The organism is Rhodoplanes roseus (assembly GCF_003258865.1).
Taxonomy (GTDB): Bacteria; Pseudomonadota; Alphaproteobacteria; order Rhizobiales; family Xanthobacteraceae; genus Rhodoplanes; species Rhodoplanes roseus.
In genome coordinates this window covers 1-13,345 of sequence record NZ_NPEX01000166.1, presented here as the reverse complement: position 1 = coordinate 13,345, position 13,345 = coordinate 1, and the positions used below count along the sequence as shown (strand labels likewise).

Sequence of the window (13,345 nt, the reverse complement as noted above, 5' to 3'; positions counted from 1 at the left end):
CGCGGCCTGCGCAGGCAGGCCGGCGAGGAACAACGCGAGGACCGCGAGCAGACCGCGGAGACGGCGGACGGACGAGATGGTGCGGACGGAGGGCATGGGCGTATCCGTGGTGTGGCCCGCCCGGCGCGCCGCGCCGGGCCGGCGGGCGTCGCTGTCTAGCGAGTTTCCGCCGCCCTGCAAACCACCCGGCCGGGTGGCCCTCAGCGCACCGAGGCGAGAATGCGCCGCGCGCGCCTGAGAATCGGCTCGTCCACCATGCGACCGTCGACCGCGAAGGAGCCCCGCCCCTCGCGCGCCGCGGCCTCGGCCGCCTCGACCTGCCGGCGCGCCAGCGCGAGCTCCGCCTCGGTCGGGGCGAAGGCCTGGTTCAGCACCGGCACGATCGAGGGATGCACGCAGGTCGCGCCGGTGAAGCCGGCGCGGCGGGAGCGCAGCGCCACCTCGCGCACCGCCTCCGGATCGCGGAAATCGGCGACCGTGCCGAGCAGCCCGAGCGGCGCGATGCCGGCCGCCGCGCAGGCGATGATCATCTGCCGCTTGATCGCCGAGACGATCTCGTCGTCCGGCGCGCAGCCCAGCTCGGCGGCCAGGTCCTCCGCCCCACACAGCATGCCGGCGACCCGCGGCGAGGCGGCCGCGATCGCCCCGATCAGCGGCACGGCCTCGGCCGTCTCGATGATCGGCACCATCACGACGCCGCGGCCGCCGACCGGCACCGGCGCCAGCAGGTCGAGGGTCTCGGCCATCAGCACGACGTGCTCGGGCCCCATCGCCTTGGTGAGGACGATGCCGTCGGCGCCTGCCGCGACCGCCGCCTCGAGGTCGCGCACCGCCTGCGGCAGCGGCCGGTTGATGCGCACCAGCACCTGCGAGGGCCCCTGCCGGACGATGCCGACCGCCTCGGCAAGCCCGTCGCGTGCCGCCTCCTTGGCGGCGGCCGGCACGCTGTCCTCGAGATCCAGGATCACGGCGTCCGCGCCGGCCTGCGGCGCCTTGTCGACGAACCGGCGCACATTCGCCGGCACGTACATCAGCGAGCGCCACGGCGCAGCGCGGTCGGACTTTTGCAATCGGGCCTCCCTGGACGGCCGCTCGGGCCGCCCGAACATCTCATTGCGCCGTCACGCCGGCGGCCCGGATCAGGTCGCCCCAGCGCTGCACTTCGGACTTGATGAAGCTGGCCATCGCGGCCGGCGCCATCGGGGTGGGATCGGCGCCTTCCAGCTCCAGCCGCGCCTTCACGGCCGGGGTCTCGACGATGGCGTTGATCTCGGTGTTGAGCCGCTTGACGATCTCGGGCGGCGTGCCGGCCGGCGCCGCGATGCCGTACCAGGGCCGCACGTCGAAGCCCGGCGCCACCGTCTCGGCAACGGTCGGCAGGTCCGGCAGGCTCGCCATGCGCTTCGGGCTGGAGACGCCGATGGCGCGCAGCAGCCCCTGATTGACCAGCGGCATCACGGTGGGCGCACCGCCGATGGTGAGTTCGACCACGCCGGCCACGAGGTCGGTCAGGCCCTGCGCCAGCCCGCGATAGGGCACGTGCTCCATCTGCACCCCGGTCGCCTGCAGGAAGGCCAGCATCACGATATGGCCGGCGCTACCGTTGCCGGCCGAGCAGTAGCGCAGCCGGTTCGGATTCTTCCGCGCGAACTCGACCAGCGACTGGAGGTCGCGGAAGGGCTGCGCCGGATGCACCACCATGACATTGGTGACGCTGGCGATCATGGCGACCGGGTCGAAATCCTTCACCGGGTCGTAGGGCAGCTTCGGATAGATCGCCGGATTGACGGCGAGCGTGCCGATATGACCGAGCAGCAGCGTGTAGCCGTCCGGCGCGGCGCGCGCGACCGCGGCCGAGCCGATCGAACCGCCGGCGCCGCTGCGATTGTCCACCACCACGGGCTTGCCCAGCCGCGGGGCGAGCTGGTCCGCCACGGCCCGGCCGAGCGTGTCGTTGGCGGCGCCCGGCGGAAACGGAACGATCAGGCGGATCGTCTGCGACGGCCAGGTGTCGCCCTGAGCCCGGGCAGACCGAATGCCGGGGCCGGCCGCGAGCATCGCGGCACCCCCGGCCAGCAGATCGCGGCGCCTCATTCCGCGGCGTCCGCGTCACGGCCGCCGAGCCGCCGCCTGTCGTCCGGGCCGTAGCCGAGCTCGGCCAGAATTTCGTCGCCGTGCTCGCCGAAGCGCGGCGCGAGCCGCGACTCCGGAACGCCGGTTCCTGAATAGCGATTGGGATGCCTCAGTCCGAGCATGGTTTCCTCCTGGCCGTCTTGGTTTTTTTGGACTTCGTCGGTCAGCACGCCCGAGCCGCGGAGCTGCGGATCGTCGAGCAGGCTGTGCAGCGTATGATAGGGCATCGCCGGCACGTCGTGGCGACGCAGGATCTCCACCCATTCGGCGGTCGTGCGCTCGGCCATCGCCGCGGTCCGCACCGCGAAATAGTCACGAACATTGGCGAGCCTGGCCGTCACGCTGACGAAGCGCGGGTCGGTCTTCAGCTCGGGCCGGCCGATCGCGTCGAAGAAGGCACGGGCCTGCACGTCGGTGTTGGCGGAGACGCAGATGTAGCCGTCGCGGGTCTTCAGGGGGCGGGCGTCGGGCGTCATGATGCGCGGATCGCCCATGTGGCCGCCGGCCTCGAAGGTGCGCTGGTCGAGATGCTCGCACAACACGAACGCGGCGGCGTTCTCGAACATCGGCACCTCGATCGCCTCGCCGACGCCGGTGCGCTCCCGCCCCAGCAAGGCGGCACAGATCGCCTGCGCCGCGACGATGCCGACCAGATGATCGGTGAGCACGAAGGGGGCGAAGCGCGGCTCGCCCAACACCTCGGCGTGGCAGGCCGCCACCCCCGACAGGCCCTGGATGATGGTGTCGTAGGCCGGCGCACCGGCATAGGGGCCGCCGGTGGCGAAGCCCGAGATGGTGCAGTGGACGATCCGCGGATTCTTGGCCGACAGCGCCTCGAAGGTGAGGCCGAGCGACTGCAGCGCGCGCGGCCGCATGTTGCTCACGAACACGTCGGCCGTCTCGGCGAGGCGGCCCATCACCTCGCGCCCCTCCGGCGACTTCAGGTCGAGCGCGATCGACCGCTTGTTGCGGTTGAAGTGCAGGAACTTCGGCGACATGCCCGGCTTGCGCGGGCGGCCGCCGAGGCGGCGCATCAGGTCGCCCTCGGGCGGCTCGATCTTGATCACGTCCGCGCCCTGCTCGGCCAGGATCAGGGTCGCCATCGGCCCGACCACGACTCCCGTGGTGTCGAGGACGCGGATGCCGGCCAGCGGGCCGCGCTTCTCCGGGCGGAGCTCGGACGCGCTCATGCCGGGCTCCCGGGCTCGGAAAACGCCTCGCCCTGGGTGAGCACGCGGCCGCGCTCGTCGACCGACCACAGCGACAGCCGGCCGTCCGGCTCCCAGCGGCTGCGCAGCTCGGCCTTTCGGCCGAGGAAGAACGGCCGCACGTTGCGCAAGGTCAGCCGGCCGAGCCGACCGCCCGGCAGGTTGCGCTTGGCGAGCTCGCCGAGCCGCAGCGCCGTGAGGCCGCCGTTGACGACGAGGTTGGGATAGCCCTCCTCGCCCTGCGTATAGGGCGTGTCGTAGTGGATGCGGTGCGCGTTGAACGTGATCGCCGAGTAGCGGAACAGCATGGTCGGGTCGGGGGCGAAGGCCTCGCGATCGGTCGGTTCCGGCAGCTCCTCGGCAGCCGCGTCGCCGTTGGCGGGCTTCGAGCCGGCGGTCGCCTCCTCGCGATAGACGATGTCCTGCTCCTCGATCACGGCGAGGGTGCCGTCCGACGTGATGGCGTGCTCCACCGTCACGAACACCATCTCGCCGCTGCGGCCGCGTTTCGGCGTGATGGCCGTCACGGTCGAGGTCCGCCGCAGCGCCGCCCCGACGCGGATCGGCGCGACGAAGCGCAGCCGGCGTCCGGCGAACATACGGCGCGGCAGTCGCACGGGCGGCAGGAAGTCGCCGCGGCGCGGATGCCCGTCCGGACCAATCTGGGACTGGACGGCGAGGGGCGTGAAGAACGCGACATGCCAGTTCTCCGGGACGACCGCACCGGAGACGTAAGGAGACGGATCCCGGTCCAGGAGGGCCGCGACCCGGCGGACCAGGACGGCGGCGGCCTCGTCCTCCACGACCTCGTGCCGGCCGACCCAGGCCTGAAGATCGTTCTGGGACTTGGCGTCGGACTGCCCGGCTTCAGGCACGGACGTGGACATTGCGGCTCCTCCTGGTCGGCTTTTCCGGGAGCATGCGACAGGTTCGCTCCCGTCGTCCAATGCAACGAGATGACAGTTCGATGCATTGTGTGCATCATCAGAACATGTACCTCGATCTGCCTGGCCTGGAGGCCTTCATCGCGGTCGCCGACCTCGGTTCGTTCCACCGGGCAGCGGCCCGGCTCGGCATCAGCCAGCCGGCCTTGACCCGCCGCCTGCAGCGGCTGGAGCAGATCGTCGGTCGAAAGCTCCTGGTCCGCCGCTCGCAGCCGGTCAGGCTGACGCCGGCCGGGGCCGGCTTGCTGCCGGAGGCGCAGGCGGCCATCGCCCGGCTGCAGGACGCGATGCGGCGCGCCGGCGACCGCAGCCGCGGTCATAATGTCGAGGTCGGCTGCCTGCCGACCCTCGCCGTCCGGTACCTCGCTGCCGCGCTGGCCCGCCACCGACAGCGCTGGCACGGCGGCGAGATCACGGTGTTCGACCTCTCGGCGACCGAGATCCGCGCCATGCTGGAGACCAACCGGCTCGACTTCGCGCTGGCCGCTATCGGCTCCGAGCCGTGGGAGGTGGAATGCATCCCGCTCGCCGAGGAGCCGTTCTTCCTGGTCTGTCCGCGCGGCCACCGGCTGGCGGACCGGCCCTCGGTATCGTGGGACGAGCTCGACCGGGAGCCGCTGGTGTCGATCGGCCCGCTTAGCGAGAACCGTCGCATCATCGCGGCGGGCCTCGCGCAGACCCGGGTGGAGGCGAGTTGGCGAATCGAGGTGCGGCATCTCTCCACCGCGGTCGCGCTGGTGGCGGCCGGTGCCGGGCTGACCGCGCTACCCGAATCGGCGCTCGCCGGGCAGGCCGCCTCCGGCGTCGTCGCCGTGCCGCTGCGCCAGCCGTCCCTGACCCGCACCATCGGCGTGATGCGGCGGCGCGACCGCATGCTGTCGCCGGCGGCCCAGGATCTGATGGACGACATCCTCGCGACCTTCGGACGCCCGCGGTCCGGCACGCCGACGCCGAGCCCGCCCGAGGCGTCGGACGAGGACGCCCCCGCTCCGGCGTGCTAGAACGCTCGCCCGAGCGCAACGCCAATCAGAACAGCCCGCCGGAGAAGCCATGCGTCCGCCGCCCCCCGCCGCTTTCGTTCCGCCGAGAGGTGCCTGATGGCGAGCATCGACCCTGCCCTCGTCGCGGGGGTCCCGCTGTTCGCCGGCATGCCGCCCCAGGAGCGCGAGGCGCTGCTCCAGGAGGCGCAGGCGGTGCGCTATCCCAAGGGCACGACGGTCTTCCAGCAGGACGCCGACGCGCATTCCTTCTTCGTGCTGCTGCACGGCCGGCTGCGCGTGTTCAAGCTGACGCCGGACGGCCAGCAAGTGGTGGTGCGCTTCGTCGCCCCCGGCGAGGTGTTCGGGGTCGCCTCGGCGATCGGCCGAACGACTTATCCGGGAACCTCGGTCGCCGTGGTGGACAGCGTCGCCCTGCAATGGCCGTCAGGCTCGTGGTCGCGCCTCGTCGCCGCGCATCCGGCCCTGGCCCTCAACACCCTGCACACCGTGGGCGGCCGCATCCAGGAGATGCACACGCGCGTCGTCGAGATGTCGACCGAGCAGGTCGAGCGGCGGGTCGCGCACGCCCTGCTGCGTCTCGCCCAGCAGGCCGGCCGCAAGGTCGAGACCGGCGTGCGCATCGACTTCCCGATCTCGCGCCAGGACATCGCCGAGATGACCGGAACGACGCTTCACACGGTGAGCCGCATCATCAGCGCCTGGGAGGACCGCGGTCTGGTCGAGAGCGGCCGCCAGAAGATCACGGTGCGCGAGCCGCACCAGCTCCTGCTGATCGCCGACGACGCGGAGAAGTGATCAGCTCGAGATCGACCGCGCAACCTCGAACGTCGTCATGGCCGGCTTGTCCCGGCCATCCACGCCTCGCTTGCTGCCGAGCCTGCAAGACGTGGATGCCCGGCACGAGGCCGGGCATGACGATTCGATTGGACTTGCTTGCCTAGACAGACCTGTCATCCCCGTTCGCCCGGCTGATCACGCCCCGTGAACGGCGGCGCGAAGCCGACGGTCGGCCCGGCCGCGGCGGCTTGCAGGGCCGCCAGAAAGCGCTCGAGATCGACGGCGTGCTCGTGGCACGCGTCGGCGACCGTGTGGAAGCTCGCAATCGGGCAGCCGACACACCGCATGTGAAAGTCGAGAAAGACCCTGAGCGTCGCCGGAGCGTCGTGGAGGACGTCCGCGACCAGCCGGTTCGATCGGATCGTCATGTGAGCCTCCGCGCCGTTGCGACGCTGCTCTCGTAACGCATGGCGCGGAAAGCCTCTTTGTCCGGGCACAAGCTGCCGATCGAACGGTGCCATCGCACGGGAGTTTGTGCCCCGGCAAAGACCGCCGGGCCGCGGATCGGCATGGTTGTTCGCGTCACCGCGAGGATGTCCATGACCACTCTCTCAGCCTCATCGCCGGCCGACACGCTCGATCCCGACGTGATGGACGGCCTGAAGGACGTGATCGACCCGGAGGTCGGGCTCAGCGTCGTGGATCTCGGGCTCGTCTACGCGGCGCGCCGCACCGACGACGTCGTCGAGGTCGAGCTCACCCTGACGGCGCGGGCCTGCCCGCTCGGCGAGATGATCCTGGAGGACGCCCGCGACGCACTCGCCGAGCGCTTCCCGGCCATCCCGCACATCGACGTCGCCCTGGTCTGGGATCCGCCCTGGGATCCGGACCGCATCACCGATCGCGGCCTCGCCCTGCTCGGCCGCCCACCCCGGACCCGCTGAGAGACCCATCCGATGAGCACCGACACCGCCTCGACCTCCACCTGCACCTGCTCCTGCTCCGGCTCCGCGACGCCACCACGCGACATCCTGATCGATGTGCGCACGCTGCCGCACGGCTCCTGCCGCAGCGTCATCTTCCGCGCCATCGCCGACCTGCCGGGCGACGCCAATCTGGTGGTCGCGGCGCCGCACGATCCGGCGCCGCTGCGCGAGTATCTCGCCATCGCGCATCCGGACGAGTTCGGCTGGGACTATCTGGAGGAAGGCCCCGATGTCTGGCGTGTCCGCATCAGCCGTGTCGCCGCCTGAGATGTCCGCAGCCGCGCCGCCCGCAGCCGCTCCGGCCGTACCTGCGGCCCGCATGGGGCTGCGCGTCGCGCTGCTCGCTCTGGCCGTCGCGTCCATGCTGTGCGGCCTGTGGGGCGGGCTGTGGCGGATCGGCTTCGATCTGCCGCACGGGGCCGGGGTTGCCGATCTGCACGGCGCACTGCTGATCTGCGGCCTGTTCGGGACCGTGATCGGCCTGGAGCGCGCCGTGGCGTTCGGCCGCGACTGGGCCTTTGCGGCACCAGCCTTCGCGGCTCTCGGCTCGGTGCTCCTGCTTGGCGGCGCCCCGCCGGTCGGCGGCGCCTCGGCCTATGCGCTGTCCGCCCTGACGCTCGCCGGCGTGACCCTGGTGATCACGGTCCGGCAGCCGGCGCTGTTCAACGCCACCCTGGAGGCAGGCGCGCTCGCTTGGCTCGCCGGCACGGCGCATTGGATGACGGGCGCCGGCATTCCCGAGGTCGCCGGCTGGTGGCTGGGCTTCCTGATCCTCACCATCGCGGGCGAGCGGCTCGAGCTCGGCCGCCTGATGGAGAAGCGGCGCGGCAGCGAGATCCTGTTCGGCCTCGGCGTCGCCCTGCTGGCCGTCGGCGCCTGGATCGGCCTGTTCGCTCCGGGCGGGGCGCCGACCTACGGTCTCGCTCTGCTGCTGCTCACCGTCTGGCTGGTCCGCCACGACGTGGTGCGCCACACCATCCGCCAGTCCGGGCAGACCCGCTTCATGGCGGCCTGCATGGCGGCCGGCTACGCTTGGCTCGGCGCCGCCGGCGTGCTGCTGATCGCGATGCCGCCGGGCGCGACCGCGTTCGGCTACGACGCCGCCCTGCACGCCGTGCTGATCGGCTTCGTGCTGTCCATGGTGTTCGGCCACGCGCTGATCATCCTGCCGGCCGTCGCCAGAGTGCGGATCGCCTACCGGCCGCTGCTCTACGGGCCCCTCGCCGTGCTGCACGCCTCGGTCCTGCTGCGGATCGGCGGCGACGTCTGCGGACACGACGCCGCGCGCGCCTGGAGCGGGCCGCTGACGCTCGTCGCGCTGCTCGGCTTCGTCGCATTGATCGTCACCGGCGTGGTGCGGCGACGGCCCGCCGTCACGCCCGGACGAGGCGCGAGCGGCGGTCGCCCAGGCGGCCCTGCGCCTCGGTCCACACGCCCGCACCCTGCAAATTGGCGAGGAAGCGGCGGGCGCTCTCGTCCCAAGTGAGCGTCATCGCATAGGCCCGGCACGGCTCGGGCCGGATCGCCGCCGCGGCCAGGCAGGCGGCGCGCAGATCCTCGTCCAGCACCGCGACGGGGGCGTCGCCCACCACGTCGCGGGTGGCCGCGACCGGGAAGCCGGCGACCGGCAGGCCGCTCGCCAAAGCCTCGAGCAGGACCAGGCCGAACGTGTCGGTGCGGCTGGGGAAGACGAACACGTCGGCCGCCGCATAGACCTCGGCCAAGGCCTCGCCGTGCCGCTCGCCGAGAAACAGCGCGTCCGGATGGGCGGCCGCGAGAGCCGCGCGGGCCGGACCGTCGCCGACCACCACCTTGCTGCCGGGCAGGTCGAGGGCCAGGAAGGCGTCGAGATTCTTCTCCACCGCGACCCGGCCGACGCTGAGGAAGACCGGTCGCGGCAGCCCGAGATCCACCTCGGAGCGCGGCCGGAACAGCGACACATCGACGCCCCGCGGCCAGCGCATCACCTTGCGGAAGCCGCGCCCCTGCAGCTCGGCGACCAGCGAGGGCGTCGCCGCCATGGTGGCCGATCCCGCATTGTGGAACCAGCGCAGCCAGGCCCAGGTGACGTCGGCCGGAATCGGCCAGCGCGCCGCGGCGTAGTCGGCCAGCCGCGTATGGAAGCTGGTGGTGAAGCGCCGGCCGGTGCGCAGGCAGTGCCGCCGCGCGAGATGGCCGATCGGGCCCTCGGTGGCGACATGGACGATGTCGGGCCCGATCGCGTCGATCCGCCGCGCGATCTCGCCGGGCGGAGGCAGCGCCAGCCGGATCGACGGATAGCTGGGCAGCGCCACGGTGCGCAGGCCCTCGGGCGTGAGGAACGCGATCGAGGCGCCGAGCGACTCGACCGCGCCGGCCAGCGACCGCAGCGTCCGCACGACGCCGTTGACCTGCGGGTGCCAGGCGTCGGTCGCGATCAGGATCCGCATGCAGATCTCCGATTCGAGCCCTCGCGCTCCACCCGACGATGCCGCATCGCGATTCATCCTCTGTTCCCCCGAAGGTCTATGACGCGCCCTTGACGGGACCATGACGCCCGCCGGGGTCCGTGACGTCCGGGCCGGGGCGTGCTAGGTCGCTGCTCCCTGTCGTGTCTCTGTCGCACGGCTGTGAAACACCCGGGCTCGCCGGACGCGGTTCGCGCGCCCCGGGCGCCCCGGCCGGTCGGCCCGAGAGACGCGTGTGTCGAACACCTTGCTGAAGTCCAGACCCGAGCCCGGCGACACCCCGGACCCGCCCGACGGCGGCGACCCGGACGCCCGCGACGGCACGGCCGCCAACACCGGCCGGACGAGCGGCTGGCTCGCCCGCGTCAAATCGATCCTCTCGGCGGTCCGCTGGAACTGGGTCGGCGCCGCGCTGGCCTGCACCATCATCGCGGTGTCGATGATCGTGCTCTACAACGTCCTGAGCGACATCGCGCTGGACGAGATCCGCACCGGCCTCGAGAGCATTCCGCCCGGCAATCTGGTGCGCGCCGGCCTGTGCGTCGCGATGGCCTACGCCACCCTGACGCTCTACGACTGGTTCGCGCTGCGCACCCTCGGGATACGGCACATCCCCTATCGGGCCGCCGCCATGGTGAGCTTCACGAGCTACACCATCGGCCACAATATCGGCGCGACGGCGTTCTCGGCCGGGGCGATCCGCTGGCGGATCTACTCGTCCTGGGGGCTCGGCCTCGTCGACGTGGCGAAGATCTGCTTCATCACCGGCCTGACCTTCTGGCTCGGCAATCTCGCCGTGCTGGGCCTGGCAATGCTGTACGACCCGGGCGCCATCAGCGCCGTCGACCAGCTCGCGCCGGCCGTGAACCGGCTGATCGGCGTCGGCCTGCTGGTCGGCCTCGCCGGCTGGGTCGCCTGGGTGTGGGCGAAGCCGCGCACGATCGGCGTCAAGAAGCTGAACGTGCGGCTGCCCGGCGGCCGTTCGACGCTGCTGCAGATCTGCATCGGCATCACCGACCTGACCTTCTGCTCGCTCGCCATGTTCATGCTGGTGCCGGCCGAGCCGCACATCCACTTCTTCACGCTGGCGGGTATCTTCATCGCCGCGACCCTTCTGGGCTTCGCCAGCCACGCCCCCGGCTCGATCGGCGTGTTCGACGCCGCCATGCTGGTCGGCCTGCCCTTCTTCGACAAGGAAGAGCTGATCGCCGGCCTGCTGATCTTCCGGCTGATGTATTTCGTGGTGCCGTTCGCCTGCTCGCTCACCATCATGGGCATCCGCGAGGTGGTGCTGAGCATCCGCCGCCGCCGCGAGATGGAACGGCCGTAGGGCGTTGTCGCAATATCCGCGACGAACACGTCACCGACCCATCCCGCGGAATTAATCGTCCAGCAGATCCCGATCCAACCGCAAGACACACGAAACAGGTCACGACCTCGGAAACGCGAGATCCGGCCGGGCGATGACGACCAGCGGCCCGGGCGCGTCCGGAATCGGACCGGTCAGCAGCGCCTTCGGGATCTCGGGTCGTAGAATCCAGTCGAACGTCCGCTCTCCGAGCGTGCCGCCGGGTTTCAGCGGCAGGCCGTCGATGCAGACGATGCGCTCGGGGCGCATCAGCGGGGCGGCGGGATCGTCGATCCAGTCCGGCACCAGCCACAGCTTGCCCTCGTGCCGGATGGCGGCGCACTGGGCGAGCGAGCCGTCGTCGGCGAATTTCACGATGACCGAATAGATCGTCTCGTCCCGCGTCCCCATCGCACTCCCCCGGTTGCCCGGCCTCGATACCGCGGCGTGCCGCGCCCGACCATCCGGAGGATGCCGGCCCGCCGGGCTGCAACCGCCGCGGCGGCCCCGAGCGCCGCCGGCTGGCCCCACCCCTTCGGCAGTACCGGAAAATCGCCCCGGTCCTCGCGTCCTGCAAGAAAATGACTGGACGGCCCGCCCGACACGGTCGAAAACCCCTCCGCCGAACCAGCAGGAGACATTTCATGACCAAGCGACTGTTCGCTGCGCTCGCCCTCGGCGCGATGCTGGCCGCGACTGCGATGACGCCGCAGCCTGCCACCGCCCAGACCTACAAGCCCGAATACAAGGTCTCGACCGTGCTGGGCGCGCCGTTCCCGTGGGGCGTGTCGGCGCAGCGCTGGGCCGAGCTGGTGCGCGAGCGCTCCAACGGCCGCATCGTCATGAAGGTCTATCCGGGCGCCCAGCTCGTCGGCGGCGACCAGACCAAGGAATTCACCGCCATGCGCCAGGGCGTCATCGACATGGCGGTCGGCTCGACCATCAACTGGTCGCCCCAGGTGGCGGAGCTCAACCTGTTCGCCCTGCCGTTCCTGATGCCCGACCACGCCGCCATCGACGCGATCACGGGCGGTGAGGCGGGCAAGAAGCTGTTCGACATCGTCGGCGCCAAGGACGTGGTGCCGCTCGCCTGGGGCGAGAACGGGTTTCGCGAATTGTCCAACTCCAAGCGCGATGTCCGCACCCCGGCCGACCTCAAGGGCCTGAAGATCCGCGTCGTCGGCTCGCCGCTGTTCAACGAGACCTTCACGGCGCTCGGCGCCAACCCGACCCAGATGAGCTGGGCCGACGCGCAGCCGGCTCTCTCGACCGGCGCCGTCGACGGCCAGGAGAACCCGCTCGCCGTCTACGTCGCGGCCAAGCTCAACACGGTCGGCCAGAAGCACTTGACCTTGTGGGGCTACGTCGCCGATCCGCTGATCTTCGCGGTGTCGAAGCCGGTGTGGGACACGTTCTCGGCCGACGACCAGAAGCTCCTTCGCGAGACCGCGCTGGAGGCGGGCGTCTACAGCAAGCATTTGGCTCGCACCGGCATCACCGAGGACGACCCGGCCGCGCTGAAGTCGATCGAGGCGCTCGGCGTCACGGTGATCCGGCTGACGCCCGACGAGCTGAAGGCGTTCCAGGCCGCCACCCGCCCCGTCTACGACAAGTGGAAGGCCCGCATCGGCGCGCCGCTGGTCGACGCCGCCGAGAAGGCGGTGGCCGGGCGTCAGTGACCGTCCGTGAATCGCTGATGCCCGTCGGGTCGCACCCCCCTCCCCACCCCTCCCCCACAAGGGGGGAGGGAGCAAGCCGCGGCAAACCGCCGGGCCTCACCACCGACAGCTCCATCTTCAAGTCGATGTTCAACGCCACGCCGGTCCGCCTCTGTCGTTCCCTCCCCCCTTGTCGGGGAGGGACAGGGAGGGGGGTGGCCGCGATCGAGAGCTTTCGTGAGACCGGGCGGCGTAGCGGCCCAGCACATGCGCCATGACTGAAAATCCCGATCCGCTCGCCGCTCCAAAAGATCCGCCCGTTCGGGTGCCGCTCACGGTGGAAAAGGTGCTGGCGGCGGCCGCCATGGCCGCCCTGTGCCTGATCACGCTCGGCAACGTGGTCGCCCGCTATCTCACCAACTACTCCTTCGCCTTCACCGAGGAGTTCTCCATCGCCCTGATGGTGGTGGTGACGATGCTGGGCGCCGGCATCGCCACGGCGGCCGACCGACAGATCCGCATCGTGTTCTTCGCCGGCCTGCTGCCGCCGAAAGCCGAGCGCGCCGCCGAGGTGATCGCGACGCTCGCCACCATCGTGATGTTCGGCCTGCTGGTGTGGCTCGGCGGCCGACTGGTGTGGGACGAGTACCGCTTCGAGGTGACGTCGCCCGGCCTCGGCGAGCCGCAATGGATCTACACGCTCGCGCTGCCGCTGCTGGCGCTCGCGATCATCGGCCGCGCCGTCGGGCACCTGATCCGCACGCTGCGCTCCCGCCGCCGCCCTTCGCACGACGTGATCGAGCCGCTGTGATGACTATGCTGACGATCGGCGCCGCACGGCGC

At 71.2% G+C, this 13,345-nt stretch carries 16 protein-coding genes; 8 read left to right on the top strand and 8 right to left on the bottom strand.

Features of this window, described 5'->3' with window-relative positions; genetic code table 11:
- Positions 1 to 200: 200 nt before the first annotated feature.
- Genes CH341_RS20445 through CH341_RS20430 form a run of 4 tightly spaced genes read right to left on the bottom strand, consistent with a single transcriptional unit; the run spans position 201 to position 4,228 of the window.
- Positions 201 to 1,070 (bottom strand): HpcH/HpaI aldolase/citrate lyase family protein, encoded by an 870-nt coding sequence (locus CH341_RS20445; protein WP_210208477.1) that lies wholly within the window; start codon positions 1,068 to 1,070, stop codon positions 201 to 203.
- Positions 1,071 to 1,110: 40 nt separating this feature from the next.
- Positions 1,111 to 2,094, bottom strand: a complete 984-nt coding sequence (locus CH341_RS20440; protein ID WP_111420827.1) for a Bug family tripartite tricarboxylate transporter substrate binding protein — start codon at positions 2,092 to 2,094, stop codon at positions 1,111 to 1,113.
- A complete protein-coding gene (locus CH341_RS20435) occupies positions 2,091 to 3,323 on the bottom strand; it encodes a CaiB/BaiF CoA transferase family protein (RefSeq protein WP_111420826.1) in 1,233 nt (410 codons plus the stop codon). Before CH341_RS20435 ends, CH341_RS20440 begins: the two co-directional genes overlap by 4 nt.
- Entirely contained in the window at positions 3,320 to 4,228 is a 909-nt protein-coding gene (locus CH341_RS20430) for an HTD2 family dehydratase (RefSeq protein ID WP_111420825.1), read from the bottom strand. The genes CH341_RS20435 and CH341_RS20430 overlap by 4 nt, the downstream gene beginning before the upstream one ends.
- A gap of 80 nt (positions 4,229 to 4,308) precedes the next feature.
- On the opposite strand from CH341_RS20430, the gene CH341_RS20425 reads away from it, so the two are divergent.
- Both CH341_RS20425 and CH341_RS20420 read left to right on the top strand, forming a co-directional pair.
- Positions 4,309 to 5,286, top strand: coding sequence for a LysR family transcriptional regulator (locus tag CH341_RS20425; RefSeq protein WP_170149735.1), 978 nt, complete (start codon positions 4,309 to 4,311; stop codon positions 5,284 to 5,286).
- Between the two features lie 96 nt (positions 5,287 to 5,382).
- The gene (locus CH341_RS20420; protein ID WP_111420823.1) at positions 5,383 to 6,081 is read left to right on the top strand and encodes a Crp/Fnr family transcriptional regulator; all 699 of its coding nucleotides are present in this window, start codon (positions 5,383 to 5,385) and stop codon (positions 6,079 to 6,081) included.
- A gap of 155 nt (positions 6,082 to 6,236) precedes the next feature.
- On the opposite strand, the gene CH341_RS20415 is transcribed toward CH341_RS20420, so the two are convergent.
- Both CH341_RS20415 and CH341_RS34345 read right to left on the bottom strand, forming a co-directional pair.
- Positions 6,237 to 6,491: a DUF1858 domain-containing protein gene (locus CH341_RS20415; protein WP_111420822.1), complete on the bottom strand. Its 255-nt coding sequence runs from the start codon at positions 6,489 to 6,491 to the stop codon at positions 6,237 to 6,239.
- Positions 6,488 to 6,664 (bottom strand): hypothetical protein, encoded by a 177-nt coding sequence (locus tag CH341_RS34345; RefSeq protein WP_170149734.1) that lies wholly within the window; start codon positions 6,662 to 6,664, stop codon positions 6,488 to 6,490. Before CH341_RS34345 ends, CH341_RS20415 begins: the two co-directional genes overlap by 4 nt.
- On the opposite strand from CH341_RS34345, the gene CH341_RS20410 reads away from it, so the two are divergent.
- The 3 genes from CH341_RS20410 to CH341_RS20400 are packed head-to-tail and all read left to right on the top strand — an operon-like array spanning position 6,663 to position 8,535.
- Positions 6,663 to 7,007, top strand: a complete 345-nt coding sequence (locus CH341_RS20410; RefSeq protein WP_245431160.1) for a metal-sulfur cluster assembly factor — start codon at positions 6,663 to 6,665, stop codon at positions 7,005 to 7,007. The two genes, CH341_RS34345 and CH341_RS20410, sit on opposite strands and share 2 nt — an antisense overlap.
- A gap of 12 nt (positions 7,008 to 7,019) precedes the next feature.
- Positions 7,020 to 7,316, top strand: coding sequence for a DUF2249 domain-containing protein (locus CH341_RS20405; protein ID WP_210208473.1), 297 nt, complete (start codon positions 7,020 to 7,022; stop codon positions 7,314 to 7,316).
- Between the two features lie 52 nt (positions 7,317 to 7,368).
- The gene (locus CH341_RS20400; RefSeq protein WP_210208472.1) at positions 7,369 to 8,535 is read left to right on the top strand and encodes a hypothetical protein; all 1,167 of its coding nucleotides are present in this window, start codon (positions 7,369 to 7,371) and stop codon (positions 8,533 to 8,535) included.
- Here CH341_RS20400 and CH341_RS20395 read toward each other — a convergent pair.
- Positions 8,423 to 9,478 (bottom strand): glycosyltransferase family 4 protein, encoded by a 1,056-nt coding sequence (locus CH341_RS20395; protein WP_111420820.1) that lies wholly within the window; start codon positions 9,476 to 9,478, stop codon positions 8,423 to 8,425. The two genes, CH341_RS20400 and CH341_RS20395, sit on opposite strands and share 113 nt — an antisense overlap.
- A 253-nt stretch (positions 9,479 to 9,731) precedes the next feature.
- Between CH341_RS20395 and CH341_RS20390 the strand changes: the two genes are divergently transcribed.
- Positions 9,732 to 10,826: a lysylphosphatidylglycerol synthase transmembrane domain-containing protein gene (locus tag CH341_RS20390; protein WP_245431159.1), complete on the top strand. Its 1,095-nt coding sequence runs from the start codon at positions 9,732 to 9,734 to the stop codon at positions 10,824 to 10,826.
- A gap of 99 nt (positions 10,827 to 10,925) precedes the next feature.
- On the opposite strand, the gene CH341_RS20385 is transcribed toward CH341_RS20390, so the two are convergent.
- Positions 10,926 to 11,255: a hypothetical protein gene (locus CH341_RS20385; RefSeq protein WP_111420819.1), complete on the bottom strand. Its 330-nt coding sequence runs from the start codon at positions 11,253 to 11,255 to the stop codon at positions 10,926 to 10,928.
- Positions 11,256 to 11,488: 233 nt separating this feature from the next.
- Here CH341_RS20385 and CH341_RS20380 point away from each other — a divergent pair, with 233 nt between their 5' ends.
- Both CH341_RS20380 and CH341_RS20375 read left to right on the top strand, forming a co-directional pair.
- Complete coding sequence (locus CH341_RS20380) at positions 11,489 to 12,523, top strand: DctP family TRAP transporter solute-binding subunit (RefSeq protein WP_111420818.1); 1,035 nt, start codon at positions 11,489 to 11,491, stop codon at positions 12,521 to 12,523.
- 253 nt (positions 12,524 to 12,776) lie between these two features.
- Positions 12,777 to 13,313, top strand: coding sequence for a TRAP transporter small permease (locus CH341_RS20375; protein WP_111420817.1), 537 nt, complete (start codon positions 12,777 to 12,779; stop codon positions 13,311 to 13,313).
- The last annotated feature ends 32 nt before the right edge of the window (positions 13,314 to 13,345 follow it).